This is a genomic window from Sphingomonas sp. SUN039, from assembly GCF_024758725.1.
GTDB lineage: Bacteria > Pseudomonadota > Alphaproteobacteria > Sphingomonadales > Sphingomonadaceae > Sphingomonas_O.
Window position 1 is genome coordinate 2,462,011 of the sequence record NZ_CP096972.1, and the last position, 23,438, is coordinate 2,485,448.

Sequence of the window (23,438 nt, forward strand, 5' to 3'; positions counted from 1 at the left end):
GCGCATGTTCAAAACCCTCTCCGCTGTGCGGAGAGGGCGGCGAAGCGAAGCGAAGCCGGGAGAGGAACAGCCTGCGCCCTCCACGCTGGTCGGTCGCGCGCGCCTGATGCGACGGGAACCGACTGAGGCCGAAGACAAATTATGGCAGTATCTGCGGGCCAGCCGTCTCGACGGGTGGAAATTCCGGAATCAACATCCCAAACCGCCATTTATTGCCGACTTCGTCTGCATCGCCGCCAAGCTGATCGTCGAGGTCGACGGCAGCCAGCATGGCGAAACCATAAATTACGATTTTCGCCGAACGCGCCGCTTTGAACGTGATGGATTTCGGGTGCTGCGCTTCTGGAACAATGAGGTGCTGTTCAGCATCTATGCGGTGGTGGAGGCCATTCGCGCCGAACTGGCACTGCCTCTCCCGACCGCTACGCGGTCGCCCTCTCCACAAAGTGGAGAGGGTTCAATCCTCTCCACTTCGCGGAGAGGACGGCGCGCAGCGCCAGGAGTGGAACGATGACCCTCCCCCTCGCAGGCACCCGCATCCTGTCATCCGAACAGTACGGCGCAGGCCCATATGGCACGATGTTCCTCGCGCAATTGGGGGCAGAGGTCATCAAGATCGAGCCACCCAAAGGCGGCGACAGCGCGCGGGCGACGGGGCCGTATTTCCTCGGCGACGATGACAGCCTGTTCTACCAGACGTTCAACCTCAACAAGCGCTCGCTGACCCTCGACACGCGCAGCGCTGCAGGCAAAGCGGTGCTGCACCGGCTGGTCGCCACCGCAGATGCGGTCACCAACAACGCGCGCGGCGATCTGCCTGCCAAGCTCGGGCTGGATTATGCCGCATTGGGCCAGATCAATCCGAAAGTCGTGTGCGTCCACGCCAGCGCTTATGGCCGCACCGGCCCGCGCGCGTCCTGGCCGGGCTATGACTACCTGATGCAGGCCGAGGCCGGGTTCATGTCGGTGACCGGCGAACCCGATGCGCCGCCGACGCGGTTCGGCCTGTCGATGGTCGATTTCATTACCGGCACCATGCTGGCGACCGCGACGCTCAGCGGGCTGATCGAGGCGCGCGCCACCGGCAAGGGCCGCGATTTCGATGTGGCGCTGCTCGATGCGGCGCTTCACCAGACCAGCTATCCCGCGCTCTGGTATCTCAACGAAAGCCATGTCGTCGGCCGCGCCCCGCGTTCGGCGCACCCGAGCGTCACCCCCAGCCAGACGTTCCGCACGGCCGACGGCTGGGTGTTCGTGATGGCGCAGATGGGCAAGTTCTGGACCCTGCTCGTCGATGCGCTGGGTGTCGCGCATCTGGCGACCGACCCGCGTTTCGCGACGATGGAGGCGCGTTTCGACCACCGCGCCGAACTGACGACGATCCTCGACGGCGTGTTCCTGCAGCATCCGACCGCGCATTGGGAGGCAGTGCTGGGCGGCAAGGTGCCGGTCGCGCCGGTCTATGACCTGAAACAGGCGCTCGACAATCCGCGCATGATCGACATGATCGACACGGTCGATCACCCGCAGGGGCCGCTGCGCGTGCTGTCCAACCCGATCAAGGTGGGTGGCGAACGCCTGCCGAACCGTGCCTCGCCCAAGCTGGGCGCGGATACCGATACGGTGCTCGACGAGGCCGGATTCACGCGCGCCGAAATTGCGGAATTGCGCGCCAGCGGAACGATCTGATGGGCAAACTCTCCGGCATCCGGGTCGTCGACTTGTCGCTGTTCCTGCCGGGGCCGATGCTGACGATGATGATGGCCGACCAGGGGGCCGAAGTCGTCAAGGTCGAGCCGCTGGCGGGCGATCCCGCGCGCGATCAGGCGCCGTTCGAGGGCGACCAGTCGGTTTGGTTCCGCAACCTCAATCGCGGCAAGAGCTGCCGTCGCCTCGACCTGAAATCGGACGCGGGGCGCGACGCGCTCTGGGCGTTGATCGACACGGCGGACGTGTTTGTCGAGGGGTTCCGCCCCGGCGTCATGGCGCGGCTCGGCTTCGATTATGCGGCGGTTTCGGCGCGCAATGCGGCAATCGTCTATTGCAGCATTTCTGCGTTCGGCCAGAGCGGCGCGCTGGCACATCACCCCGCGCACGACATGGCGGCGCAGGCGATGGCGGGGTTTCTGTCGGTCAACGACGGGCCGGATGGCACGCCGGTCGTCCCCGGCGTCCCCAGCGCCGATCTGGCGGCGGGACTGACCGGCCTGTCCGCCGTGTTGATGGCACTGATCGGGCGCGAAAAGACCGGGCGCGGAGACTATATCGACTGCGCGATGTTCGACAGCCTGTTGCCATGGTGCGCGCATATCGCGGGCAACGCGATTGCGGGCGGCGATGCACCGCGTTCGACCAGCCAGCGTTCGCTCGGGGGCGCGGCGTTTTATCAAGTCTACGCAACGTCCGACGCGCGGCACATCGTGCTCGGCGGGCGCGAGGAAAAGTTCGTCGGCAATCTGCTGACCGCGCTCGACCGTCCGGACCTGATCGCCATGGGCAGCGCCCCGGCAGGCGAACAAGGCCCGCTGATCGACTTCCTCCGCGCCACCTTCGCCACCCGCACCCGCGACGAATGGGTGACGTGGTTCGCCGACAAGGACGTCGCTTTCGCGCCCGTCCTCGACTTCCGCGAAGCGCTCGACGCGCCGCACATCGCCGAACGCGGGCTGTTGGTCGAAGCAGACGGCGGGCACATGATCGGGCCTGCGATCCGGTTCGCCGATGGCTGAGCTACCCGTCCACCTCGATATGCATGGCATAGGCAAAGCGGTCGCCCGGGTGATGGCTCGCCGAAATCTCGAACACGCGCCCCTGTTCGTCGAGGTAGCAGCGCAGGATGCGCAGGCACGGGCTGCGGCGCGCGATGCCCAGCGCCAGCGCAAGGTCGCCGGTCGCCGCGCACGCCTGGATATCCTGCGTCACCCGCGCGACCTTGACGCCCGCGAGCTGTTCGACCTGTCGGAAGATCGTCTCGCCCGCGTTGGGCCGGATCGCATCGACGACGTCTTCCAGATCGCGGTGGAGGAACGCCTCGGTCAGCGCGATGGCATCGCCGCCGCCGGCGGGCAGACGGACGCCGCGAAAACGGAACCAGCGCCCGCCCGCGACCATGCCGAGCTGTTCGGCATAGGCGCGCGGCAGGCCGCCGGTCGGCAGGCGTTCGAATTCATAGCGGCTGTCTCGCGCGTATTGGAGCAACTCGCCGACGTTCGACAGCGGCTGGTGCAGCGCCCCGCCGCGCGCACTCGGCGGCTGGATCACTGTGCCCGACCCGCGCTTGCGCTCGATCAGGCCTTCGCCCGACAGCGTCCGCAGCGCCTCGCGCACAGTAAAGCGCGAAACACCGAAACGCGCGCACAACGTACTTTCGGTCGGAAATCCGTCGGGAAACGCCCCCGCCAATACCTCGGCGCGCAGTTCGTCGGCAAGCTCCAGATAGCGGGGCTTCCGCTTCGCTCTGTTGGGCACCCCTGTCTCCCGGCGGTTTGTAACCGATGACCGCAGAACCGCTTATCGCGCAGCTTGCCCGCCATTTGCAACGCCCGGTGCCTGCGAATGTCCGGACAAAGGCGCGGCTGCATTTGCTCGACTGGCTGGCGTGTGTGGCGGGCGCGCGGGGTTCGATGCTCGGACGGCGGGAAATGCTCGGCGAGCCGCTTCGGATGTGGCAGCCACCATTTCTGGGAAATGTCCTGGAAATGGACGATGTCCACCGGAGCGCTTTGCTTCATCCCGGACCGGTCATATGGCCGAGCGCCTTCATGTTCCGGTTCGTTGAGAAAGATTTGATCGTGCTGCTCGACGCTGCGGCGCGCGGTTACGAAGCAATGGTTGCTGTCGGCGCGACTTTCGACGCCTATCACTACGCGCATTGGCACCCTACGGCTACCGCCGGCGTGTTCGGTAGCGCAGCCACTTGCGCCTCCGCAGCGGGGCTGGACGAAGCCGAAACTGGCTGGGCATTGGCAAACGCGGGGTCGGTGAGTGGGGGGCTGTGGCACTTGCGCCACGACGACGTGCGCTCAAAACAGTGGCATTCGCATCATGCGATGCGAACAGGTGTTGATGCGACTTGGGCGGCTATCGACCAAGTTTCGGGTCCACTTGCAATTCTCGAAGGGCCGCAAGGCCTTTACGCCGCCACTTGTCGCGAGCCCAAACCCATGGTCCTCGGCCCCGGCTGGCGGATCGAGGAGATGAGCTTCAAGCCCTGGGCCGCGTGCCGCCACGCACACCCCGCCATCGACTGCGCGCTCGAATTGCGCGCGGCGGGCAAGCTGTCCGCGCCCTACACGCTCGACACCTATGCCGACGCGCTGACCTTTTGCGACAAGCCGTACCCGACGACCGAGACCGACGCGAAATTCTCGCTCCAGCACGCCATCGCGGTGATCGCCGACGGTCGCAATGCGACTCCCGCTGATTTCACGCCCGAAGCGATTGCGGCGCTCGCCCCGTTGCGCGCGCAAGTGACCGTCGCCGAAGCCCCCGAAATCACCGCACGCTACCCCGCGCATTTTGGGGCTCGGCTGAACGGCTTCGAGCTGGTTGACACACGGGGAGACCCCGAACGCCCCGTCGGCGAGGCCGACATTATCGCCAAGATGCACATGCTCGCCGAATGGGGCGGCCTGCCCCCCAGCGAAGCCGACCGCGCCGCCGACCTCGCGCTGCGCGGGGACGATGCCGGGGCGATTGTGGCGATGCTCGAGGAGTGGCTGTCGTGAGTCTTCTTCTTCGAGCGCGAGCGAGAAGCCCCGCCGAGCGTCAGCGAGGTTTGCACCGCAGCGGTTCTCGCTGCGCTCGAAGGGGGTTCTCGCTCGCGCTCGAACAAGAGGAGACGGCGTGACCCACACCACCGCCATCCTCGACTTCGCACACGGTCCGCACGCCTTGCCCCCGCCCGTCCGCGCCGATGCCGAACGCCTGCTCGCCGATACGCTCGCGGGCGGAGCGGCAGGGGCGGCTTCGCCCGAGGCGGTGAAGCTGCTCGCAACGATCGGAGAAGGCACCGAAGTCCGCCTTCTCTCCGGCGGCACCGCGCCCGCACCCGCTGCCGCCTTCTTCAACGGCTTTGCGATTCACTGCCTCGAATGGGATGCAGTGCACGAGCCCGCCGTCGTCCATGCGCTGTCGGTGGTGACAGCGGCGCTGCTTGCGGCTTCGGATCGCGCGGGCGGCAGCGATCCTGACGAATTTCTCACCGCACTCGCGGTCGGCGTCGATATCGCCAGCGGCCTCGGTCTGTGCGCCACCGGCCCGATGAAGTTCTTCCGCCCCGCCACCGCCGGAGTGATCGGCGCAGCACTGGCAGTAGCTCGGCTCGAAGGGCTGTCGCGCTACCAATTCGCCGACGTGCTCGGCCTCGCCTACAGCTTCGCAGGCGGCACGATGCAGGCGCATGTCGAGGCGTCGGTGGCACTGCCGTTGCAGATCGGGCGCGCCGCGCAGGCGGCGGTGCAGGCGGTCGATCTCGTACGCGCGGGGCTGGATGGGCCGCATGACGTACTGGAGGGGCCGTTCGGTTATGGCGCGCTGATCGAGCCTTTGGACCTGTCGCGCTACACCCCCGGCCCGCGGTGGCGCATCGCCGAAGTCAGCATCAAACCCTTCCCCAGCGGCCGCGCGAGCCATGGTGCGCTGGGTGCGTTGCAGGAATTGCGCGATGAAATCCTCCCCTGCGCGGAGACGCAGGGGAGGGGGACCGCGCGAAGCGTGGTGGAGGGGCGAGCGGACGACCGGTTCGCGCATAGTCTGACGGATGCTCGCCCCTCCACCACGCCGTCTACGCGGCGCGGTCCCCCTCCCCTAAGTCTGCGCTTAGGGGAGGATTTCATCAAAGCCATCACCCTCCACGCCTCGCCGCTGATCCACCGCCTCGTCGGGCGACCTTTCAAGCGCGATGCGCCGATGAGCTACAACCGGCTCTGCCTCGCGTTCCTTGCGCCCTTGATGCTGCGCGACGGCATCATCGACCCCCGCCTGACGGAGACCGATGAAAATCTGGCACGCCGCGTCGAGGTCGTGCTCGACGGCAACCCCGACGGCAACGCACTGTCGCCGCAGCGACTGGTCGTCACGCTGAAGGACGGCAGCGTTATCGAACGCCAGATCCCGGCCACGCTCGGCAGCCCCGCTGCCCCAATGTCACCCGCGCAGGCTGCCGCCAAATACGATTTGTGCCGCGCGCTCGCGCCGGATGCCGACCCGCGGATTTTCGACGCCCCCCTCGCCTACGCCACGGAGCCTCAATGAGTTACCCGACCTATTTCGAAGCGTTCGATGCAAAGGCGATGCTGGCGGACTACCCGCTCGATCTGGTCGGTGCCTATGGCACCATGTCGACCGACGAACTCCGCGCGCTGCAGGAGGCGCGGTTCGCCACACTCATGAAGCGCGGCTGGGAAATCCCTTTCTATCAGCGGCTGTGGGGCGCGAAGGGGATCGAGGCGGGCGATATCCGCAGCCTCGATGACATCGTGAAGCTGCCGGTTTACGACAAGACCGACCTGATGGCCTCGGTCGCCGCCAATCCGCCCTATGGCGATTTCAGCGGGCGCGGCACTGATCCTGTCGTCTTCCACACCACCAGCGGCACGACAGGCCGCCCGCAACCGCTGCTGTTCGGCCCCAAAGGCCGCGAGATCACCAATTTGCTCGTCGGGCGCATGTATCGCTGGATGGGATTGAGGCCCGAAGATGTCGTCCAGTCGGTGTACGGACACGGCATGATCAACGGCGGGCATTACATCCGCGAGGCGGTGACGCATTTCACCAACTCGCTGTTCCTGTCAGCGGGCACCGGGATCGAGACGCGGAGCGCCGCGCAGGTCAATCTGATGGCCGATTTCGGGGTGACGGTGATGGTCGGCTTCGTCGATTACATCCGCAAGCTGGCCGAAGTCGCAGAGGCGGAAAAGCTGTTCGACCGGATCAAGCTCAAGATGATCATCGGCCACCTTGGCACCGAAGACCGTGCCGCGACCGAAGCCGCCTGGCACGGCGCCAAAGCCTATGACTGGTACGGCGTCGGCGACACCGGCAGCATCGCGGGCGAGGGGCCCGACCGCGACGGGCTGTACGTGTGGGAGGACGCGCAATATCTCGAACTGCTCGACGTCGATCACGGCACGCCGGTCGCGCAGGGCGAGACCGGCGACATGGTCGTCACCTGCCTGTTCAAGGACGATATCGCGCCCTGCATCCGGTTCAACACGCACGATATCACGCATGAATTGTCGGGGCGCGGCGCGCTCGCCTTCAAGCGCATCGCCGGGTTCAAGGGACGCAGCGACAACATGGTCAAGCTGCGTGGCATCAACCTATTCCCCCACGCCATCGCATCTCTGATCGAGAACCGCAGCGATTTGACGGGTGAGTATGTCTGCCACCTGACCCGCACCGAGGGGCGCGACGACATGGTGGTGACGATTGAAAGCCGGGGCGGAACCGATGAGGCGCAACTGATTGCCTTGCTGCGACAGGGGCTGGGTGTCGAAGTCGCGGTCGCACTGTGCCCGCCGGGCGGGACGGCGGCAGCGACGCAGATCGACAGTCGGCAAAAGCCGATCCGTCTGATCGACGAGCGGGGCGTTTAGTGGACGACCGCTGGAACGCCTTTGTGGATCTGGACCCGGATGCCGCGCCCGGTACCGGCCCGCTGTCCGACCTGAGCATCGGTATCAAGTCGAACATCATGGTCGCGGGGCTGCCGTGGACGGCAGGGATGGGCCTGTTCCATGACCGGATCGCGCTGCGCGATGCCGAAGTCGTGGCGCGGCTGCGCGCGGCGGGCGCGAAGATCCCCGGGACGCTCAACATGCACGAAGCGGCACTCGGCGCGACGACCGATAATGCGTTCTACGGGCGGACCGAAAACGGAAGGCGCATCGGCTATACCCCCGGCGGATCGTCGGGCGGATCGGGCGCTGCGGTCGCGGCGGGGCTGTGCGACGCGGCGCTCGGCACCGACACGATGGGTTCGGTGCGGATTCCGGCGGCGTATAACGGGGTTTACGGGCTGAAACCGACGCACGGTGCGGTGTCGCAGGATGGCCTCGCGATGCTGGAACCGTCGCTCGACTGCATCGGGCCGCTGGCGCAGGATTTGGCGGTGTTGGAGCGGGTGTGGGAAGCGATGCGCTCCTGCGACAGCAGGAGCCTTGGCGACGCGAACGTTCGACCGTCTTCAAGGCTCCTGCTTTCGCAGGAGCACAGGGTTCTCACCATCGCCAATCTCGCCAACGTCACCGTCCAATCCGCCGTCCAGACTGCCTACACTCGCGCGCTGGCCGCATTCGGCCAGTCATCGCTCGAACTCACCCTCCCCCATCCCGTCACCGACGTCCGCCTCGCGGGCTTTATCGCTTCGGGCCGCTATCTGATCGGCGAACTCGGCGCGTTGCGGCATACGCGTGCCAAGCTGATTTCGCCCGAACTGCACTTCATGCTCGACTATGCCGAAAATCAGGAACCGCGCCCCGATATCCTCGCCGACACCCGCACCGCTCTGACCGATGCGCTCGGCACCGACGGCATCCTCCTGATGCCCACTGCCCCGCAAGCCGCCTTCCCGCATGGCCGTCCCCCCGCCAACCAGGCCGATTTCACCTGCCTCGCCAGTGTCGCAGGCCTGCCTGCGCTGGCGATTCCCATGGGCGAGGACGAGGATGGCATGCCCGTCGGCGTCCAGATCGTCGGCCCCGCGCACAGCGAAGACCGCCTTTTCGCGGTCGCCGAAATGCTCGATACGCACCTCAAGGGAGAAAAATGATGAAGATCATCGTCCTGTTCAATTTGAAACCCGGCGTCTCGGTCGAGGCGTACGAAGCATGGGCGCGCGGGACCGACATCCCCGGCGTCCGCGCGCTGAAATCGGTCAGCGGCTATCATGTCCAGCGCGCGACCGGCATCCTCGGAAGCGGCGACCCGTCGCCTTACGCCTATATCGAAATCATCGAGATCGGCGATGTCGCGCTATTCGGCGAGGAAGCAGCGGGACCGGTGGTGCAGGCGCTCGCCGCCGACATGCGGAACTACGCCGACGACCCCGTCTTCATCACGTCGGACGAGCTGTGACCAAGCGCTTCGAGGGGAAGACCGTCGTCGTCACCGGCTCGGGCCGCGAGCGTGGCCTCGGCCAGGCCATCCTGCGCCGCTTTGCCGACGAAGGCGCGAACTGCGTCGTCAGCGACCAGAACATCACGCCCGAGACCGAAGGCGTCGCCGCCGACTTGTCGGCGCGCGGAGTAAAGGTCGCGACCATTCCCTGCGACGTCGGCAAGGTCACGCAGTGCCAGACGCTGGTGCGAAAGACGGTCGAGACGTTCGGGCGGCTCGACATTCTCGTCAACAACGCGGGAATCGGGTTCATGATGAAACCGCTGCTCGACGTCGAGCCGAGCGACTGGGACACCGTCATCGGGGTCAACCTGTCGGGGGCATTCTATTGCACCCAGGCGGCGGCGCGCGCGATGATCGCGGGCAAGAACGGCGGGCGGATCATCAACATCGCGTCGCAGGCGGCCAAGACCGGCTTCCCGCATATGGCGAGCTATGTGTCGTCGAAACACGGTATGATCGGCCTGACGCGGACCAGCGCAATCGAACTTGGCGCACACGGGATCACCGTCAACGCGGTCTGCCCGAACCATGTCACGACGGGCCTAGGGTCGGACCAGAACGAGTATTTCTCGCGGCTGCTCGGCTTCGACAGCGTCGCCGCGTACCTCAAAAACATGGCGGCAAAAAACCCGATGGGGCGACCCGGACTCGCCAGCGACACCGCCGCAACGTGTGCATGGCTGGCGAGCGACGACGCCGCCTACATCACCGGCGAGGCGATCAACGTCAGCGGCGGGGAGGAGATGCATTGATGAAAACGTTCAAAGCCGCGCCAGTTGGCCTGCTCGTAATGGCGCTACTCACGACCGCTGCTTGTGACGGAAAACGTCTGCTCGCGCCGCCTTGCAAGAAAGGAAAACCATGCAGGATGGCATGCATTCCTCCCGATCATAAGTGCAACAAATGATCCCCGAAAGCATCGACTGGCCGAACGCTGCCAAAATCGCCCTGTCCATCGTCGTCAACGTCGAGGAAGGCAGCGAGATGACCGTTGCGCGCGGCGACCGGGGAATGGAACCGGTCGACGAGCTCGGCATCCATATCAAGTCGCCGATCCGCAATTACGGCAACGAGAGCAATTACCTCTACGGGATCAAGGCAGGCGCGCCGCGCGTTGTCGCCCTGCTCGACAAGCACGATGTCCGCGCGAGCTGGACGGTGGCGGCGCTCAGCCTAGAAAATTACCCCGACATCGCCGCCGCCATCCGCGTGCGTGGCGACGAGCCGGTTAGCCACGGCTATCGCTGGGTCCACCAGTTCAAGATGGACGAAGCCGCCGAGCGCGACTTCATCCGCAAGGCCGTCACTAGCATCGAAGATTCGACGGGCACGCGCCCCTATGGCTGGCTGTCACGCTACTTTCACACCGACAACACCCGGCGCCTGCTCATCGAGGAGGGCTTCGCCTATCATATGGACGATTATTCGGGCGACGTGCCGTTCGTCGATTCGTCCACGGTGGCGGGAAAACCGATTGCCATCGTCCCCTATCAACTCGACACCAACGACATGAAGATGTGGAGCGACCCCGCCTATACGCCCGCCAACTGGCTCGACTATGCCCGGCGTGCGTTCGACTGGACCTATGCGGAGGGGCAAGCGGGCGATCCCAAGATGATGTCGCTCGGCCTGCATTTGCGGATCATAGGGCGACCGGGCCGCATCTGGGCGCTCGACGAATTCCTGAAACATGTGCGCGGCCACGACGGCGTCTGGTTCGCGACGCGCCACGAAATCGCGAAAGTCGTGTTGCCGTGATGCGGATGGAAGTCATCGGCGGGATTGCGCGGCTGCTGATCGACCAGCCGCTCAAGCGCAATGCGATGAACACGGCGATGTTCGAGAGCATTCCCGGGCTCGTCGCCGAAGCCGAGGGCAAGAAACACGTCCGCGCGATCCTGCTCACATCGGCGCGTGCGGGGCTGTTCTGTGCGGGGGCCGACATCGGCGAATTGTCCGCCCATGCCGGCGATCCTGCGTGGCGCGGGGCGAACCAGCGGGCGATCAATGCGGCACAGCTGGCGCTTGCCCGCGCCGACCGTCCGACGGTCGCATTCGTCGACGGCGATTGCGTCGGCGGCGGCTGCGGCATGGCGCTGGCCTGCGATATCCGGGTGGGGACGCTGCGCGCACGTTTTGGCATTACGCCTGCGAAGCTCGGCCTCGTCTATCCGCTCCACGACACCAAGCTGCTGGTCGATCTCGTCGGGCCGGGACAGGCCAAGCGCATCCTCTACACCGGCGATCTGATCGGGGCCGAGGAAGCGCTACGGATCGGCCTGATCGACCTGATCGCCGATCATCCCGACGACCTGCTGGGCAGCATCGCTGGCAATTCGCTGCACAGCCAGCGCCAGTCGAAACATATCGTGCGGCGCATCCTCGACGGGCAGGCCGCCGACGATGCCGAGACGCTGGCGATGTTCGCCGAAGCCTTCGAAGGGCCGGATTTCAGGGAAGGGGTCGCCGCGTTTCTGGGGAAGCGCAAAGCCGACTTCAAATGACCCACGGCCAAATCCTCTGCGGCACCGCAACGGTGCCCGATCTCGACGCGGCGCTGACCGATTATCGCGACACGCTGGGCCTGTCGGTGGTGGAAAGCGGCACCATCCCCGCCGACCTCGCCACGAGCTGGGCCGCGCCCGCAAGCACCGGCGCGCGCTACGCCATCCTCCAACCGCAGAGCGGCTCCCGCGCGTTCATCCGCCTTGTCGAACAGCCGCTGCCGCCCGCCTTCGTCCCGACGACCACCTACGGCTGGGCCGCCTTCGAAATCACCGTGCAGGATGTGTTCGGCTGGCCCGCCAAACTCGCCGGATCGGGCTTCGACATCGTTGGCGCGCCTAAGGAAATCCCCGGCCTGCCCTATTTCGTTGCGATGCAGATGCTCGGGCGCGGGCGCGAGATGGTCTATCTCAACGAAGTCCGCAGCAACACGCCGACGAGCGACCTGCCGCCCGCGCAGTCGCCGGTCGACCGCCTGTTCATCGTCATCCTCGCCTGCGCCGAGCGGCCAGCGGTGCTCGACTGGTACGCACAGCGGCTGCATCTCGATATCGGCGCGGACTACACCATCCCCTATACGATGATTTCCAAGGCGTTCGGCCTGCCCGACGACCATCTCTCGACGATCACCATGGCGCAAAAGGGCCGGATGCCGATCGTCGAGATCGACGGTTACCCCGAAGCCGCCACGGTGCGCCCCTGCGACACGGGCAGCCTGGTGCCGGGGAACGCCATGGTCACGCTGGCGGCGGAAGACCTCGACGCGCTCGACCTCGACTGGATCGCCCCGCCGGTGGCGCGGGCAGGTGCGCTCTATGCGGGGAGACGCGCGGCGACGGTGCGGGGGCTGGCGGGCGAATTGCTGGAATTGGTCGAAATCTGACTAGCCGCGACTGTCCTACCCCGCTAAAACACCTTAAAATCAACCGGGGTTGCCAATGTTCGAACGGATACGTGCGTGGATAAGGGCACACCCGAAATGGTCGATTGCCATCGGCATTGCGACGCTGCTGCTGCTTTACATGGTCCTGAAGCCGACCCCCAAAACATATGAATACGTGACGCAGGCCGCCGACCGGGGCGAAGTGGTGCGCCGTGTCACGGCGTCGGGGAAACTCCGCGCGCTCAATACGATCAAAGTCGGGGCCGAAGTGTCGGGCCAGATCACCGACGTTTACGTGGATTTCAATTCGCCGGTGACCAAAGGACAGGTGCTGGCCCGCATCGACCCCACCCGGCTGAATGCCCGCGCGCAACAGGCGCGCGCGCAGGTTGCGACCGCGCAGGCGGCGCTCGCACAGGCGCAGGCCTCGGTCTCGCGCACCGGCACCGATATCCTGATTCAGGAGCGCGAATACAGCCGCCGCGCGCAGCTCGCCGAACGCGGTTTCGTTTCGAAATCGGGCCTCGACACGGCATCGAGCGCGCTCGCCTCCGCCCGCGCGGGCACCCGCACCGCCGCCGCACAGGTCGCCAGCGCCCGTGCCCAGATCGCGCAGGCCAGTGCCGAGCTGTCGTCGGCACTGCTCGACCTCAGCCGCACGACCATCATCGCCCCGGCGTCGGGCGTCATCATCAACAAGCTGGTCGAACCCGGCACCACCGTTGCTGCCAGTTTCCAGACGCCGAACCTGTTCGAGATCGCCGCCGATACCACGCGCATGCAGGTGGAGGCGTCGGTCGACGAAGCCGATATCGGGCAGGTCCGCGACGGCCAAGGAGTGCGGTTCACTGTGGACAGCTACCCCGGCGAGACGTTCGCGGCGACCGTCCGCCAAATCCGCAAGGCCGCGACCGAGACGCAGAACGTCGTCAGCTACCTCGTTATTCTCGATGTCGACAACAAGGACGGCAAGCTGCTCCCGGGCATGACCGCGAACGTCGAGATCATCACCGGAATCGTGCGTAACGTCGTTCGCGCGCCTACAACGGCGCTGCGCTTCCGACCCAAAACCAGCGACCGGCCCAAGGGCAAGGCGCCGGCGCCGGGAACGCCCTATCTCTTCGTTGCGGCGGCCGATCCCTACAAACCCGAACGCCGCCTCGTGAAGCTGGGGCTACAAGGCGAGGATTTCGTCGAAGTCAGGTCCGGCCTGAAACCCGGCGAGAAGGTCGTCGTGCGGAGCAAATCGAAGGTCAAGAAAGCCGTGAACGAGGACGCCGCCGACGAGAGCGACGATGCCGACACCAACTGAGGTTCCGCTCCTCGAAACCCGCCACCTCGTGAAGGACTATGTCCTCGGCGGCGAGACCGTGCATGCCGTCGCCGATGTTTCGCTGACCGTCGCGCGCGGGGAATTCGTCGCGATCATGGGCGCGAGCGGCTCGGGCAAATCGACCTTCATGAACATGATCGGCGCGCTCGACCTGCCGACCAGCGGCACGCTCCTGCTCGACGGGGTCGATGTCGGCGGGCTCTCAAGCGACGAACTCGCCGAAATCCGCAACCGCAAGATCGGTTTCGTTTTCCAGCAGTTCAACCTGCTCGCGCGCACCACCGCCCTCGACAATGTGGCGACCCCGCTGGTCTATGCGGGCCTGAACGGCACCGAACGCCGCGAGCGGGCCGCAAAGACCCTCGCTAGCATGGGCCTGTCCGACCGCATGGGCCACACCCCCGCCAAACTCTCGGGCGGGCAGCAGCAGCGCGTAGCCATTGCCCGCGCGCTGGTCACCGAGCCGCTGATGCTGCTCGCCGACGAGCCGACGGGGGCGCTCGACACCGCCACCTCCGAGGACATCATGGGCATTTTCCAGCGGCTGAACGACGACGGCATTACCGTGATCGTCGTGACGCACGAACCCGATGTCGCGCAATATGCCGCCCGCCGCATCCTGTTCCGCGACGGCAAGGTGATCGAGGACGCCCCCGTCGCCGACCGCAGGCGGGCCGCATGAATCTGGCTCGCACCATTGCCGGTTGGGGCATCAACATCGCGATCGCGCTGACGGCGCTGCGGACCAATTTGATGCGCTCGATCCTGACCACGCTCGGCGTGATGATCGGGGTGCTGGCGGTCATCCTCGCCGTCGCGGTCGGCGACGGGGCCAAGCTTTCGGTCATGGAGTCGATCAACCAGCTCGGCTCCAACATGGCGATCATCTTTCCCCAGCCCGAAAACCGCGGCGGACGGCGGGTGGTCGACCGGGGGCGGCTGACCGAGCGCGACGCCGCCGCAATCCAGCGCCTGGTTCCCGGCGTCAGCGGCATCGCGCCGCAGCTGCGCTCGACCGTGCAACTCGTCATTCAGGGGCGTAACACGACGACCACGGCCGTCGGGGTCACTGCCGAATATCCGCGCGTCGCCAATGTCGAAATCGACACCGGTCGGTTGATCGAGGAAGCCGATGTCCGCACCGCGTCGCGCGTCATCGTCGTGGGCGCAAGCGTCGCGACCAAATTGTTCGGCAGCTTCGATCCGCTCGGCCAGAGCGTCCGCGTCAACCGTGTGCCCTTCACCATCATCGGGGTGCTGGCGAGCAAGGGCAGCACCTTCGGCAACGACAACGACGATTTGACGCTCGTCCCCATCACCACCGCGCGGCAACGCTTTGCCAGCACCGCAACACAGGGGCCCGACGACCTCCACGTCCTGTTCGTGGGATTCGACGACGGCATCGAACTTGCCGAAGCCAAGAAGAACATCGTCCGCGTGCTGCGCGCGCGCAACAATGTGCCCAAGGGCGAGATCAGCCCGTTTACCGTCAACACCACCGAGGAGTTCATGAAGCAGACCGGCGTGGTAACGTCGGTGTTTCAGGGCGTGCTCGTCGCCATCGCGTCGATCTCGCTGCTTGTCGGCGGCATCGGCATCATGAACATCATGCTGGTCAGCGTGACCGAACGCACCCGCGAGATCGGCCTCCGCATGGCGCTGGGCGCGAAACGCAGCGACATCCGCAACCAGTTCCTGGTCGAGGCGGCGGTGCTGTGCGTGATCGGCGGGGCCATCGGGCTAGCGCTGGCGGCGGGGCTTTCGGTCGTGCTCGAAAAGGCGCTCGATTTCCCGGTCGTCGTCAGCCTCTCGACCGCCATTGGCGCGATCCTGTTCTCGGCCTTCATCGGCCTCGCCTTCGGCAGCTATCCTGCCATCCGCGCCTCGCGCCTGTCGCCGATCGAGGCGCTCAGGAGCGAGTGATCAGATCGCTGCCGATAGTTGGGAAAAAATACCAACTTGCTTGATATTACACTTGCATCATCAAATGAAATCGACGGATTTCCGACATTTTTCAAATTGGCACGCTTGCTGCATTGACGTTGGCATACCGGCAAGGGGCCGGAGAAAACCAACGGAGACTTACCATGAACAACACTCTCGCTTCGAGCGCCGCCAACATCGTCACCATCGTCATCGGGGTCGCCTTCTTCGCCGTGACTGCTGTCGGCATCGCGCAGCCGGTCCACGCCCAGACGACCGTCGCCACCACCCCAGCCCGCTAAGCGGTGCGGTGGTCCGGCGCGGACGGCGGGGTCACACGGTCAATACCGTACTCCCCGTCGTCCGTCGCCCCTCGAGGTCGATATGCGCTTGCGCGGCGTCCTCGAGCGCATAGGTCTGGCCGACCGTCACCGCGATGATGCCCTGCCGGAACATGTCCCACACATAATCGCTCCCCGCCGCGCGCTCTTCGGGTGTGGCATAGTAATCGAACAGGGTCGGTCGCGTGTTGAACAGCGATCCCTTGCGCGCCAATATTCCCAGATCGACCCCGCCGACCGGCGCATCGGCATTGCCGTAATTCACGATCATCCCGCGCCGTCCGGTCGAATCGAGCGACGCCTCCCAGGTGGCCATGCCGACGCCGTCGAACGTCACCCGAACCCCCGCGCCGCCGGTCAGCTCGCGCACGCGCGGCGCGACGGCTTCCTGCGAATAGAGGATGATCTCGTCCGCCCCTGCGGCGCGCGCGGCGTCGGCCTTCGCTTCGGTCGAGACCGTCCCGATCACCCGCGCGCCGGTATGTTTCAACCATTGCACCAGCAACAATCCGACACCCCCCGCCGCCGCATGGACCAGCACGTCCCAGCCCGGCTGCACCCGGGCACAGCGCTCGACGAGGAATTCGGTCGTGCACCCTTTCAACAATCCCGCTGCCGCGGTTGCGTCGTCGATGTCGTCGGGAATGGCGAACAGGCTCGACGCCGCGACATTGCGTTCGGTGGCATAAGCGCCCAGCGCCGGGCCGAAGGTCGCGACGCGTTGGCCCACCTCGAAACCGGCCCCCTCGCCCACCGCCTCGACCACACCCGCTGCCTCGAGACCCAGTCCGCTCGGCAACGCCACCGGATAGATGCCGCGCCGGTGATAGGTGTCGATGAAGTTCAGGCCGACGGCGGTCGAGCGGAACCGCACTTCGCCCGGGCCGGGCGCCGGCACATCCATATCGACCCATTCGATCACTTCTGGTCCGCCGTGGGCCGTAATCCGTGCTGCACGCGCCATCGTTCGTTCTCCTCGGATTCAGCCTGCGATCGACGTGGATGTCTCGATCAGCAAGACTTGGCAATCGGCAATCCCGGCGCGCAGCTTCTTCACCTCGGCATATTCCGGAGAGTTCCAGAACGCTTCGGCAGCGGCCTTGTCGGCCCATTCCGATATGACCATCGACGCCCCGTCGCCGAAATGGCCTTCCAGCAAAGTCGCGCCCGGGCCGCGCAAGACGTATTTGCCGCCGAATTTGGCGACCAGCGCGCCCGCTGCGGCGCCATAACCGCCGATGAACGCCTCGCGGTCGGCAATTTCGGCGGTGACGATCATATAGGCCGGCATGGAGAAACCCCTTCGTGTTGCACTTGGGTAACAGGCTGGCCGCGATTGCCCAGCAGGTAAAATTTGTCTGGACAACTTATCGGAAAAATGGAAGCCTAGGGCTAATATAAATGTGACCTTTGGGGGGACACCGCATGAAAACGTCGATCAAAGCCAGCCTGCTTGCCGTGACGGCCCTGGTGCCCGCCGCAGCGCTCGCGCAGGCCGCGCCTGCCGATACCGGCTATGGCGACATCATCGTCACTGCGCGCAAGACCGAGGAAAAGCTGCAGAACGCGCCGACCACAGTCGCCGTCGCGACGGCGGAGCAGATCGACCGGCTCGGCCTCGACAGCATCGCCGACATCACCAAGACGACGCCGGGCATCGTGTTCGACGACAGCTTCGGTCGCGACGGCAACCGCCCCGTCATCCGCGGGCAGGCCAACATCCTTGGCCAGTCGGGCGTCGCCTATTTCATCGACGGCATTTATTATTCGGGGTCGATCGCCGATTACGATGTGGAGTCGGTATCGCGGATCGAAGTCGTGAAGGGGCCGCAATCGGCGCTTTACGGGCGCAATACCTATTCGGGCGCGATCAACATCATTTCAAAAATGCCCGGCGACAGCTGGACCGGGCGCGCCAGCGTCGACCTGTCCGAGCGCGACCGCTATGAAATCACGGCGGGCGTGCGCGGCCCGATCGCACAGGGTCTCGGCGTGTCGCTTGGCGGGCGCTATTACGACAACAAGGGCGAGTTCGTGAACGCCTATGACGGGTCGCGCCTCGGCAAGCAGCGGACGAAGTCGCTGTTCGGCGTGCTGATGTACGACAATGACGGCCCGATCCGCGCCAGCCTGAGGGCGAACTGGAACAAGACCGACGACGGTCAGCCCGCGATTTTCGCGACGAGTCCGGCGGAGAACAACTGCTATTTCGACAATGGCACCGGCTCGCAATATCGCGGCCAGGGCCGGTATTTCTGCGGCGTCATCCAGCCGCGACAGGCGTCGAGCGATTACAGCCGCCAGTTCGTCGATCCCGAGAATGTCGGCCTTCATTCGGAAACGCTCAACGCGGCGTTCCGCCTCGACGTCGATCTCAGCGACAGCCTGACCCTGACCTCGCTGACCGGCTACAACAAGCGGACGGCCGACAACAAGACAGACGGCGACTATTCGGCGAACAGTTTCCAGCAGGTGTTCTTCGCCGCCGCGCCGACCGGTCCGGCAATTGGCGGCGTTGCGCCGCGCACGCTCAACTATGCCGGAGTCGCGCGCTCGACGCAGGATTTCACTTTCTCGAACCGCCAGGTCACGAAAGACTGGTCGCAGGAGCTGCGGCTGCAGTTCAAGAGCGACGCGGTCGATGTTCTGCTCGGCGGCTATTATTTCCGCCAGGACGACGACACCAACGATACCCGCGTCGTCCCCGCCGGGGCAGTGGCCCTGGCGCAGGCCAATGCGACGGCCGCAGCCGCCGCGCTTTGTGCGCGCATCGCCAACTGCGGATCGTTCACGCCGATCGCGATTGCGACGACCGTTCCGGCTGTCGGGAGCGCCGACTATGGCCTCTATGCGCCGTCGCGCAACGTCAACAACTACGATATCGAGAACAAGGCGATCTTCGGTGCGGTTACGCTCAAGCTGACGCCGCAATTCTCGATCAGCGCCGAAGGCCGCTACGCCGAGGAACAGATCACCCAGGCGACGCAGACCTATACCACGCTGACCAATCCGATCCCCGCACCGAGCGTCGTCACCGCAACGTTCAAGAAGTTCACGCCGCGCATCACCGCCAGCTGGCAGGCGACACCGAACAATCTGTTCTATGCAGTCTTCGCGCGCGGCCAGAAGCCCGGCGGGTTCAACAGCAATACGGCGATCGTCGCGGGCTTCCCGACCTACGCCCCCGAGGACGTCGAAACCTTCGAGCTCGGCATGAAGCACACGCTGTTCGGCGGTAAGCTCATCGCAAATTTCGCGGCATTCCAGAATACAATTACCGGATACCAGCTGACCCAGAACGTGTCGGTGCCGCCCAACCAGGTGTCGCTGATCGTCAACGCCGGCAATGCGCGCATCCGGGGCTTCGAAGTGGAACTTCAGGCGCGCCCGGTCCGCAACCTGACTTTCACGGCCAACTACGCCTTTACCAATGCGCTCTTCACCAGCGGCTTCGACGAGCAGCAGGGCGTTTTGAACGACGTGCTCGACGACCAGCTCGTCAATTGCTCGACCGGCGACCAGTTCCCGCTCGTGACAGGGTGCCAGTCGGCCTATGGCTCGATCGTGGGCAAGCGTATCCCGCGCGCCCCGCAGCACACCATCTTCGCCGATATCGACTGGCGTATGCCGGTGGGCGGCAGCGGCTGGAACTTCTTTGCCGGCGCCAATGTCAACGTGATCTCGACCAGCTATGCACAGGTCCACAATCTGGCCTCGACCGGCGGTTCGGCAGTCGTCGACCTTCGCGCGGGGTTCCAGAACGACCGGTTCAAGGTCCAGTTCTATGTAAAGAACGCGACCAACGAGACGGCGATCAACCAGATCATCCGCTACGCCGATGCAAACAACGACCTGCGCCGCAACTTCACGGCAGGGCTGCGGCCGCAGCGTCGCTTCGGGGTGGTGTTCAGCGCAGGGTTCTGACCGGAGCGAGGCTGGCAGCGGCGCTGCGAGCCGGCTCGCCACCGGCGAACGCGAACGGTCGGACGTCCTCGCGCGCGAGGACCGACGGCGCGGCTTTGCCGCGATGCTTATGCAATTCTAATCCCGGTCTGGTGCGGCAAGACCATGTAAGGCGCGGGAATAAATCCCGCACCCGTCGGTCGGGCTTGGCTGTGCCAACCCGCCGTCCGGGCGGGCGCGGAGTCCGCAAATAGCTTGCGCGTCGCTACGCGACCGCTGCTCTATTTGCGGCCCGCTTCGCCCTTCGCCGCCGCGCGCTCGGCGTCGACCTTGGCCTTGAACACCGTCCAGGTCGTCGCATTCGGCCGGGTATCGTCGCCCGCCGGCGGCGCGGTGTAGATCGGATAGTTCTTCGCGATCTCTTCCTTCATCACCGTCGGCAGTTCGTCGAAGCTCTTGAGCTTCGACCCCATTGCGTTGAACACCATCTGGCCTTGGCGTCCGCGCTGCTTCATCCACGGCATCCAGTCCGAAATGCGGACCCAGCCGACGCCGGGATAGGCGGTCGGATTCTTGGTATCGAGGATGTCGCTGGCGTCGGCAAAAAAGTCGAAAATCTCCATCGCGTGGTATTTGCCGCCGACATAATCCTGATACGCGCCCGACAGCGGGTTCTCGTAGAACAGCGGCGCTTCGAACGGCATGAAAATCCATTTGCCTTCGCGGCGACCGTTGAACGTCGCGGGCTTGCCGTCGGCACCGATCGGGAAATTGGGACGCGAATTCACCGGATCGTTGTTGATGTGCATGACCTCGACGGTTTCGCCCGACCAGGGATTGGCCCATTGGCGCAGCACCTGGCCGGTCTTGGGGTCGAGGTAGAACAGCACTTCGCGGCTGACCAGGCGGTAGCCCTTGCCCCGCACCGGATCGGTCACCGCGACGCACTGGCGCACGTTCATCCCCTCGGCGAGGAACAGCAGCCGGTCGGGTTCGCCCGCGACCCGCGAATAGATTTTGCCCGAGAAATGATAGACCGCCTGCTTGCCATCGGCCTCGCCGCACTGGACGCGCTTCGAAATCTCGAAGGCATCGGCGGGAACGGCAGGATCGAGCATCCGCGCCGAAGCGGCGCTGCCGAGCGCTGCTGTCGCGAGCAGCGCGAGTTTGATGAGCTTCACTTGGCCTTCTCCTCATTGGTCGTGTCGATGGTGCAGCTTGCCTGCATCCAGCGCAGGTTAATGCCGATCATTTTGGCGCCGGGGTCCGCCCAGCTGTAGCTGACCGCCTTGTCCGGCGCGTCGGGCTTGTGGACATAGAGGACAAGGCTCGGGCGGCTCGGGCCGCTCGGCCAGATGACATTCCGCATCCGCAGGACCACTTCGGGCGCACCCGTGGTGCCGCCGCCGAAGCTGACGCGCCCGCCCTGATCATGGAGTTTCAGGTCGCGCGCGCCCGCCCAGTCCTCGCTGCCATCGGCCTTTTTCACGGCTTTGGGGGCCGCGCCCCAGCAGGTCGCGGTACGCGCGCGGCGGAGTTCGGTGACACGGCCATCGGCAAGGGTCATGCGAATTCGATCGAATGGCTCGATAGACGAAACCAACTTGTACGGGATAGCCGCGACCGACTTGCCGAACAGATCGACGAACGCGACCTTGCCGTCCGCCGCAACCGTCACGCCGAGCCAGGGCGCTGCGGCGCGCTTGGCCTCTTTGTCGAAATACACTTCTTCTTCGTTGGTATAGATGCCGGGCGGGAGCGGTGCCGCAGCGGCAAGCGCAGGCGCAATGAGCGCCGCCAGTGCCAGCATCGGTCCGTGCATCGCCTTTTCTCCCTCGACCGGCAGGGCTAGACCGATTCGAAAAAAAAGCAAATATGTCCGGACAACTTTATGCGAGAGATATGATGCGCTGGCTGTTCCCCATCCTGCTGATGCTGCTTCCGGCGGCCGCCGTTGCGGCGGACGCACCCGACGGCGCAACCATCCTCGCCCGCGCGGCAGAGGCGCATGGCGGCGAAGGCTGGGCGAATGCCAAGACGCTGGTGCTGGAGGGGCATGCCGTCTTCTGGGGGTCGACCGGCGCGACGCCGCGTTCGACCGCCGACGACTATCGCATGTGGCGCGTCTTCGACCCCGGCCGCACTGCCGCGCACAGTGCGGAGGGCAAAGTGCGGATCGTGTCGAAGGCGAAGGGCGTGCAGCAATTCACGGTCGGCTTCGACGGCGCCACGACGTGGAACGAGAAAGGCGTGATCCCCAAGGCCGAGGCCGATGTGTTCTGGGCGTCGAACTTCGGCTTCGGCATCATCCGCCGGGCGGGCAATCCGGGCTTCAAGGCCGAGCGCGTCGCCGATGACGCGGTCGGTAGCCACCAACTCTATATGGTCCGCCTGACCGACCCGACGGGTGGCGTCACGTTGTTCGGCGTTGACCGGCGCAGCTATGCCATTCGCACCATGGGTTTCATGACCCCCAAGGGCTGGCACCTGCGGACCTATGACGATTTCGTCGCGCTCAAGAACCCGCGCTGGTTGCAGGCGCGCATTGTGACGCTCTATTACAATGGCGTAAAAGCGAACACGGTGTACTGGACGAAAACGGTCGTGAACGGTCCGGTCGATGACAGCCTGTTCGCCCCACCGAAGATGTGATTTTTTGAAGGAATTCTATTGATGCCCCGCTTGCTGATTTTCGTCGACGAAGCCAATTTCGGTCGTTCCGCCCGCCACGCCGGGTTCCAGCCCGACCTGATCGCGCTCAAGAACTGGCTCGCCGACCCCGAGACCGGGCGCAACCTGATCGAGATGGTCGTCTATATCGGCCTGCCGCCCGACTGGCGGCCGGAAGACCTGCCCGAAGGCTGGCGGCGCGCCTATGACAGCAAGCACCGCCTGCGCCATGCGCTCGAGAACAACGGGATCATGACAGTCGCGTGGCGCGGCAAGCAATTGTTCAACAGCAACCCGCCCGCTTTTGCCGCCAATATCGACATGCTGATGGCGATGGACGCGCTCGAACTTTCGCTCGAGGCAAAGCCCGATATCGTCGTGCTCGTCTCGGGCGACGGCGATTTCGCCTATCTCGCCAACAAGCTGCGGCGGCGCGGCATCCATGTCGAGGCGGCAAGCCTGCCGCAGGCGATGTCGGGCGAACTGAAGCGCGCGGTCAACGAATTCATCGACCTGCGCGACTTTTTCGACGAGGTCGGCAAGCCGTTCATCGATTACCACGACGACGACCACCGGCAAGACGACGACCGGCCTGAAAACGGGGTCGATGGCGAAGGCGACGACTGACCTTGCCCCTTCGCGGTCCGGCAGGGCGAGCCGCCGCGCACGCCGGGGAAGATCGGGAAGGCGGTGGTCGCTTGGGTTACCAACTCCTCCCCAGCGCTGCGCTGGGGAGGACTTGTCTGCGCATCCGCCG

Annotated in this window: 24 protein-coding genes; 19 read left to right on the plus strand and 5 right to left on the minus strand. The window is 65.3% G+C overall.

Going from position 1 to position 23,438, the window contains the following annotated elements; translation table 11 throughout:
* Positions 1 to 4 precede the first annotated feature (4 nt).
* Genes M0209_RS11930 through M0209_RS11940 form a run of 3 tightly spaced genes read left to right on the plus strand, consistent with a single transcriptional unit; the run spans position 5 to position 2,729 of the window.
* On the plus strand, positions 5 to 514 hold the full coding sequence (locus tag M0209_RS11930; RefSeq protein ID WP_258888487.1) for an endonuclease domain-containing protein: 510 nt from the start codon (positions 5 to 7) through the stop codon (positions 512 to 514).
* Complete coding sequence (locus M0209_RS11935) at positions 511 to 1,689, plus strand: CaiB/BaiF CoA-transferase family protein (protein WP_258888488.1); 1,179 nt, start codon at positions 511 to 513, stop codon at positions 1,687 to 1,689. Before M0209_RS11930 ends, M0209_RS11935 begins: the two co-directional genes overlap by 4 nt.
* Positions 1,689 to 2,729 (plus strand): CaiB/BaiF CoA-transferase family protein, encoded by a 1,041-nt coding sequence (locus tag M0209_RS11940; protein WP_258888489.1) that lies wholly within the window; start codon positions 1,689 to 1,691, stop codon positions 2,727 to 2,729. The genes M0209_RS11935 and M0209_RS11940 overlap by 1 nt, the downstream gene beginning before the upstream one ends.
* A gap of 1 nt (position 2,730) precedes the next feature.
* Here the strand turns inward: M0209_RS11940 and M0209_RS11945 are convergent, their stop codons facing one another.
* Entirely contained in the window at positions 2,731 to 3,468 is a 738-nt protein-coding gene (locus M0209_RS11945; RefSeq protein WP_258888490.1) for a GntR family transcriptional regulator, read from the minus strand.
* Between the two features lie 26 nt (positions 3,469 to 3,494).
* Here M0209_RS11945 and M0209_RS11950 point away from each other — a divergent pair, with 26 nt between their 5' ends.
* The 13 genes from M0209_RS11950 to M0209_RS12010 all read left to right on the plus strand — a co-directional run bounded on the left by M0209_RS11950 (position 3,495) and on the right by M0209_RS12010 (position 16,069).
* Positions 3,495 to 4,727, plus strand: a complete 1,233-nt coding sequence (locus tag M0209_RS11950) for an MmgE/PrpD family protein (RefSeq protein ID WP_258888491.1) — start codon at positions 3,495 to 3,497, stop codon at positions 4,725 to 4,727.
* Between the two features lie 118 nt (positions 4,728 to 4,845).
* Positions 4,846 to 6,255, plus strand: coding sequence for an MmgE/PrpD family protein (locus M0209_RS11955; RefSeq protein ID WP_258888492.1), 1,410 nt, complete (start codon positions 4,846 to 4,848; stop codon positions 6,253 to 6,255).
* Complete coding sequence (locus M0209_RS11960; protein WP_258888493.1) at positions 6,252 to 7,598, plus strand: phenylacetate--CoA ligase family protein; 1,347 nt, start codon at positions 6,252 to 6,254, stop codon at positions 7,596 to 7,598. The genes M0209_RS11955 and M0209_RS11960 overlap by 4 nt, the downstream gene beginning before the upstream one ends.
* Positions 7,598 to 8,773: an amidase gene (locus tag M0209_RS11965; protein ID WP_309547065.1), complete on the plus strand. Its 1,176-nt coding sequence runs from the start codon at positions 7,598 to 7,600 to the stop codon at positions 8,771 to 8,773. Before M0209_RS11960 ends, M0209_RS11965 begins: the two co-directional genes overlap by 1 nt.
* Positions 8,770 to 9,078 carry an REDY-like protein HapK gene (locus tag M0209_RS11970; RefSeq protein ID WP_258888494.1) on the plus strand — a complete coding sequence of 103 codons (309 nt, stop codon included), beginning with the start codon at positions 8,770 to 8,772 and terminating at the stop codon, positions 9,076 to 9,078. The genes M0209_RS11965 and M0209_RS11970 overlap by 4 nt, the downstream gene beginning before the upstream one ends.
* Positions 9,075 to 9,875: an SDR family NAD(P)-dependent oxidoreductase gene (locus tag M0209_RS11975; RefSeq protein WP_258888495.1), complete on the plus strand. Its 801-nt coding sequence runs from the start codon at positions 9,075 to 9,077 to the stop codon at positions 9,873 to 9,875. The genes M0209_RS11970 and M0209_RS11975 overlap by 4 nt, the downstream gene beginning before the upstream one ends.
* A 151-nt stretch (positions 9,876 to 10,026) precedes the next feature.
* Positions 10,027 to 10,881, plus strand: coding sequence for a polysaccharide deacetylase family protein (locus M0209_RS11980; protein ID WP_258888496.1), 855 nt, complete (start codon positions 10,027 to 10,029; stop codon positions 10,879 to 10,881).
* On the plus strand, positions 10,881 to 11,627 hold the full coding sequence (locus M0209_RS11985) for an enoyl-CoA hydratase/isomerase family protein (protein ID WP_258889634.1): 747 nt from the start codon (positions 10,881 to 10,883) through the stop codon (positions 11,625 to 11,627). Before M0209_RS11980 ends, M0209_RS11985 begins: the two co-directional genes overlap by 1 nt.
* On the plus strand, positions 11,624 to 12,511 hold the full coding sequence (locus tag M0209_RS11990; protein ID WP_258888497.1) for a VOC family protein: 888 nt from the start codon (positions 11,624 to 11,626) through the stop codon (positions 12,509 to 12,511). Before M0209_RS11985 ends, M0209_RS11990 begins: the two co-directional genes overlap by 4 nt.
* 55 nt (positions 12,512 to 12,566) lie before the next feature.
* Positions 12,567 to 13,823 (plus strand): efflux RND transporter periplasmic adaptor subunit, encoded by a 1,257-nt coding sequence (locus M0209_RS11995; RefSeq protein ID WP_258888498.1) that lies wholly within the window; start codon positions 12,567 to 12,569, stop codon positions 13,821 to 13,823.
* Complete coding sequence (locus tag M0209_RS12000) at positions 13,807 to 14,526, plus strand: ABC transporter ATP-binding protein (protein ID WP_258888499.1); 720 nt, start codon at positions 13,807 to 13,809, stop codon at positions 14,524 to 14,526. Before M0209_RS11995 ends, M0209_RS12000 begins: the two co-directional genes overlap by 17 nt.
* The gene (locus M0209_RS12005; RefSeq protein ID WP_258888500.1) at positions 14,523 to 15,767 is read left to right on the plus strand and encodes an ABC transporter permease; all 1,245 of its coding nucleotides are present in this window, start codon (positions 14,523 to 14,525) and stop codon (positions 15,765 to 15,767) included. Before M0209_RS12000 ends, M0209_RS12005 begins: the two co-directional genes overlap by 4 nt.
* A 164-nt stretch (positions 15,768 to 15,931) precedes the next feature.
* A complete protein-coding gene (locus M0209_RS12010; RefSeq protein WP_258888501.1) occupies positions 15,932 to 16,069 on the plus strand; it encodes a hypothetical protein in 138 nt (45 codons plus the stop codon).
* A gap of 31 nt (positions 16,070 to 16,100) precedes the next feature.
* Here the strand turns inward: M0209_RS12010 and M0209_RS12015 are convergent, their stop codons facing one another.
* Positions 16,101 to 17,072 (minus strand): quinone oxidoreductase, encoded by a 972-nt coding sequence (locus M0209_RS12015; RefSeq protein ID WP_258888502.1) that lies wholly within the window; start codon positions 17,070 to 17,072, stop codon positions 16,101 to 16,103.
* Positions 17,073 to 17,090: 18 nt separating this feature from the next.
* Positions 17,091 to 17,399: a DUF1330 domain-containing protein gene (locus tag M0209_RS12020; protein ID WP_258888503.1), complete on the minus strand. Its 309-nt coding sequence runs from the start codon at positions 17,397 to 17,399 to the stop codon at positions 17,091 to 17,093.
* A 134-nt stretch (positions 17,400 to 17,533) separates the two neighbouring features.
* Here M0209_RS12020 and M0209_RS12025 point away from each other — a divergent pair, with 134 nt between their 5' ends.
* Positions 17,534 to 20,032, plus strand: a complete 2,499-nt coding sequence (locus M0209_RS12025) for a TonB-dependent siderophore receptor (protein ID WP_258888504.1) — start codon at positions 17,534 to 17,536, stop codon at positions 20,030 to 20,032.
* A 260-nt stretch (positions 20,033 to 20,292) separates the two neighbouring features.
* Here M0209_RS12025 and M0209_RS12030 read toward each other — a convergent pair whose 3' ends face one another.
* Together M0209_RS12030 and M0209_RS12035 are read right to left on the minus strand one after the other, a co-directional pair.
* Positions 20,293 to 21,192, minus strand: a complete 900-nt coding sequence (locus M0209_RS12030; RefSeq protein ID WP_258888505.1) for a DUF1838 domain-containing protein — start codon at positions 21,190 to 21,192, stop codon at positions 20,293 to 20,295.
* Positions 21,189 to 21,833, minus strand: a complete 645-nt coding sequence (locus M0209_RS12035; RefSeq protein ID WP_258888506.1) for a hypothetical protein — start codon at positions 21,831 to 21,833, stop codon at positions 21,189 to 21,191. The genes M0209_RS12030 and M0209_RS12035 overlap by 4 nt, the downstream gene beginning before the upstream one ends.
* A gap of 80 nt (positions 21,834 to 21,913) precedes the next feature.
* On the opposite strand from M0209_RS12035, the gene M0209_RS12040 reads away from it, so the two are divergent.
* Positions 21,914 to 22,663, plus strand: a complete 750-nt coding sequence (locus tag M0209_RS12040; protein ID WP_258888507.1) for a hypothetical protein — start codon at positions 21,914 to 21,916, stop codon at positions 22,661 to 22,663.
* 21 nt (positions 22,664 to 22,684) lie between these two features.
* Entirely contained in the window at positions 22,685 to 23,308 is a 624-nt protein-coding gene (locus M0209_RS12045; RefSeq protein WP_258888508.1) for an NYN domain-containing protein, read from the plus strand.
* Positions 23,309 to 23,438 lie beyond the last annotated feature (130 nt).